Source organism: Collinsella aerofaciens, from assembly GCF_040926185.1.
In the GTDB taxonomy this organism is placed as follows: domain Bacteria; phylum Actinomycetota; class Coriobacteriia; order Coriobacteriales; family Coriobacteriaceae; genus Collinsella; species Collinsella aerofaciens_BC.
On sequence record NZ_JBCOIQ010000035.1, the window covers coordinates 1 to 4,257 of the forward strand.

Annotated in this window: 2 protein-coding genes; one reads left to right on the top strand and one right to left on the bottom strand. The window is 62.3% G+C overall.

Annotated features, from left to right (window positions below):
* Positions 1–201: 201 nt before the first annotated feature.
* Positions 202–1,785, bottom strand: a complete 1,584-nt coding sequence (locus AB5750_RS09610; RefSeq protein WP_368146267.1) for a lipopolysaccharide biosynthesis protein — start codon at positions 1,783–1,785, stop codon at positions 202–204.
* A gap of 379 nt (positions 1,786–2,164) precedes the next feature.
* Between AB5750_RS09610 and pckA the strand changes: the two genes are divergently transcribed.
* The gene (gene pckA / locus AB5750_RS09615; RefSeq protein ID WP_368146265.1) at positions 2,165–3,835 is read left to right on the top strand and encodes a phosphoenolpyruvate carboxykinase (ATP); all 1,671 of its coding nucleotides are present in this window, start codon (positions 2,165–2,167) and stop codon (positions 3,833–3,835) included.
* Positions 3,836–4,257 lie beyond the last annotated feature (422 nt).

Below are 4,257 nucleotides of genomic sequence, written 5' to 3' on the forward strand. Positions count from 1 at the left end.
CGACGCGGAAATCGCGCGCTGTTGACGCGCCCCCGCAGTGCCCGCTTCCCCCAAGGACAATTATCAGTGCAGGTCACGGACTTGTGCTTTGTCGGTGTGGTCCGGGATTCGGTAAAAGTCTACTCACTTAGTTTTGCGTGTCCGCAACGAGACCCCAGCCGGGGTGATTCCACCGCAAATTAGCTGCTCCCATCGCCGCAATTAGGCGCCGTACGGATTCCGGTCCCTCTCGATGCGTTGGCGGATGTGGGCGTATTCGATAATCAGCAGTACCAGCAGTAGGGCCATGATGACTAGGTAGCTCACGACGGCGCCCATCAGGCCCAGCAGATTGATCAAGATCACCGGCAGCACTACGCTTACGGCGAAGCAGATCAGGTAGATCTTGGTGACGTCGCCGGCATGGCGCAGCACCGTGATGATGGCGTAGATAAAGTCGATTGCCGCGGTGACGCCGCCGGCGACGACCATCAGCAGTGTCAGTGTGCGGTAGCGCTCAAAGTTAAGGCCGTACATAAAGCTCATGATGGGGATGCCGGGGCCTGCCATAAATGCCGCGCACGCTCCGGTAATGACCACGATCAGTGCCATAACGGCAACAATAATCAGGTCAAAGCGGCGACGCTTGCGCGGATTCGTCCAAATGCTCGACAGACGCAGGAGCTGCGGTTTATAGATAAATCCAATGCTCAACAAAATAGCCTGCGCCGGAAAGAACAGGGCATTAAAGTACAGCTGGTATTTGTAGGCCAGCGTGCCTTCCATCACGAACTTGGGCATGCTCTCGATAAGGTTAAACAGGAACAGTGCGCCAAAGAGCGGGGCGCACTGGATAAACAGGTGGCCAGCCTCGCGCAGGCTCATGCGGCGTGATTTTTCGGTCTCGAGCAGGGCGAGCGGGGCGGTGACCAGCACGAGCGAGGCGATCGCGGCGATGCCCATGGCCATGGCCGCGATGGGCATGCTGCGCGTGAGGAACAGTGCCACGCTAAAGACCGCGATGACGCCGGCGGAACGCAGCGTTTGGCTCATGCCGGCCAAATAGAGCTTGTCGGCCTGCTGCAGGCGGCCCTCGTACACGTCGGCGATGCCGTCGATCACCTTATAGAGGTAGACGCCCAGGCCGATCGTGGCCATCTGCGCATCGTAGCCGCGTGCGCTGCTGTACGTGAGGCCGCAGCCTAGTGCGAGCGCTCCGCAAAGCCAACGGTTGAGCTGGTAGGAGGCGAAGGAGGTTTTTTCGTCGATGTCCGAGACCTGAAAGTTGCGCACGCCGTAGTTGCACGCGATCATGATGAGCGTGCCGGTAACAAAGGCGATGGAGAACTTGCCGGCCTCCTCGGCGCCCACGAGCTGCGTCGACACAATGGTGAGCAGCGGAAACGCCATGCCCCATACGGCGGTGCCCAGGGTGTTCCAAAGATAGTCGCGACTGGTGGCGTGCTCCTCGTATTCCGCTTCCTGCATGGAGAAGCCGCCGCCGTAGACGGCGCCGAGCAGACGGTTCCACCAAGCGTTGACCATGCGGCGGACGGGGCTGGGCTCCCGATCGCGTTCGCGCCGGCGACGGCGCGTGGCCTGGCTGCTGTCGGGGCCGCCGGCGTTGCGCTGGCTCAGCTCCTGGATGCGCGCGAGCTCTTCGGCCGTGTGGGAGGCGGGGAACAGGCCGTTCTCGATGCGGCCGCCCTGGGCCTTCGCGGCGCCGCCTTTCGATGCAGCGGGGTTGGAGATGCCGTTACGGCGGGCGATGGCGCGGCGAATGCTATCGAGGGGCGTGATGCTCAAAGCGGGGTCCTTTCTATTGCTGCGCTCTAGTATAGACACCGCGGTGTCCGCTCGTGTTTTTGAACAGGTTGTTCGATAATTTCGGCGGCGCCATTCGGTAGTCGGCACTTAGGGACGTTCCTTATGTGCCGGCACTTTGGGAACGTCCCTAAGTGCCGGCATCCGGGGGCGCTCCTTGAATGTTGCCTGTTCAAGAGTGTTCCCAATGACTAGGCGTTTAAAAACGTCCCCAATGACTAGGCCGCTTGCCTGCGATTTTTGACCGTTGGGCGGGCTTGCCGCCCTTGCCGCAAAAACGTTTTTGCATATCGGGTACAACGGGCTTTACGTGAGTAAAGTGCGCGTCGCGTCCACGTGTCGCGTTTTTAAAGGAGGCCCCATGCCTGGTGTTACCCCTGCAGAAGTTCTGTCCAACTTTGGTATTACGCTCGTTGAAGATCCCGCCGAGAATCAACCCCGTCTGCTGGTGGACCTGCCGGCGGCAGAGCTTGTCGAGCACGCTATTCGTCGCAAAGAGGGCCGTATGGCTTCTAATGGCGCGCTCGTGATCGAGACGGGGGAGCGCACTGGTCGTTCGCCCAACGATCGTTTTATCGTTGACACCCCCGATGTTCACGACAAGATCGCCTGGGGTGCGGTCAACCGCCCACTGTCCGTCGAGAGCTATGAGGCCATCAAGGCCGGCATCGTCGACTATCTCAACGAGCGCGACGTGTTCGTCACGCGCGGCATGGCGGGCGCTGACCGCAACCACACGCGTCGCCTGCTTGTTGCCTGCGAGCGTGCCAGCCAGGCACTCTTCATTAAGCAAATGCTCGCCCGTCCGCTCGCCCGCGAAATCGCGCGCACCGGCGAGCCCGACTTCTGCGTGCTCGCAGCGCCCGGTTACCAGTGCGATCCTGCCATCAAGGGCCTCAACTCCAGCGCCGCCGTGGTCATCAACTTCCAGGAGCGCGTGATTTTGGTCGCGGGTACCGGCTACTCCGGCGAAATCAAAAAGTCCATCTTCAGTGTCATGAACTATCTGCTGCCCGTCGAGGATGACGTGCTGCCCATGCACTGCTCGGCCAGCATGGATCCCGTCACGCACGAGACTGCCGTGTTCTTTGGCCTGTCCGGCACGGGCAAGACCACGCTTTCTGCCAACCCCACGCGCCTGCTGATCGGCGACGACGAGCACGGCTGGTCCGACATGGGCATCTTCAACATCGAGGGTGGCTGCTACGCAAAATGCGAGGGCCTGGACGCCTTCCACGAGCCCGAGATCTTCAACGCCGTCCGTTTTGGCGCCATTTGCGAAAACGTGGTGCTCGACGAGAACCGCAAGCCCAACTACGACGACATCTCGATCACGCACAACACGCGCGTGGCCTATCCCGTGGAGCACATTCCTAACGCGTGGACTAAGGGCATGGGCACCACTCCGAGTGTCGTGCTGTTCCTGACTTGCGACGCTTTTGGCGTGCTGCCGCCCATCTCGCGCCTGACGGCCGACGCCGCCATGTACCACTTTGTGACGGGCTTTACGGCTAAGATTCCCGGCACCGAGGTCGGCGTCACCGAGCCCACGCCCACGTTCTCTTCGCTGTTCGGCGAGCCGTTTATGCCGCTCGACCCCATGGTTTACGCCAAGATGCTTGGCGAGCGCATTGCCGACGGCCGCACACGCGTGTACCTGGTCAACACCGGCTGGATTGGCGGTGGCTACGGCGTGGGCCATCGCATCGAGCTTGCCTACACGCGCTCGCTGGTCGCACGCGCCCTCGACGGCACCATCGAGGATAGCGAGTTCGTGCACGACGACATCTTTAACGTCGACATTCCCACGACGTGCCACGGCGTGCCCGATGGCATCCTGGTGCCGCGCCAATACTGGCAGAGCACCGCGCGCTACGACGAGGCCGCGCACAACCTGGCGGTGATGTTCGAGGAGAACTTCGAGAAGAAGTACTCGCACCTGCCCGAGTCCGTCAAAGCCGCCGGCCCGCACGCCCAGGTGTCCGCCGAGGCCCTTCATCGCGGCCGCGGCCTGCTGGGACTCCGCCACTAGCTTCGCCGTGAGTCCATATCCACCACAAAGGGGGTTGATTTCCGATCTCAGCCGAACACATTAGGCGGACAGGCCGTTCCCGCAGCTAGCCGAACGCCCCCGAGGCCCCATCCGGGCCCCGGGGGCGCCGTTTTCCCAGTTGAAGGAACGGTGGAGATGTGTTTCGATGGGTCCGGTGGCCATGCTCCGCCCTCCGCCCGGCACCTCTTCCCAGACTCAGCCGGACGGTCGGTCAGTCTATTCCGTTTTGCCTTCAGGCTAGGCCAGCGGGGCATCGCCCCTCTCTGCGCGCGCCCTCTCGATGAGTCCCGGCGTCAGGTCGAGCTCGGCCAGAGGCACATCCTCCACGCCGTAGGCGTCCAGCAGCGCCGCCGCGTCGTCCCCGAGCATCGCCCGGAAGGCGCGGGCGGGCGTCGCGAAGC

What these genes read in the sequence shown, in the direction of transcription:
- pckA (WP_368146265.1), top strand. Translation starts at nt 2,165, where the DNA reads ATGCCTGGTGTTACCCCTGCAGAAGTTCTGTCCAACTTTGGTATTACG.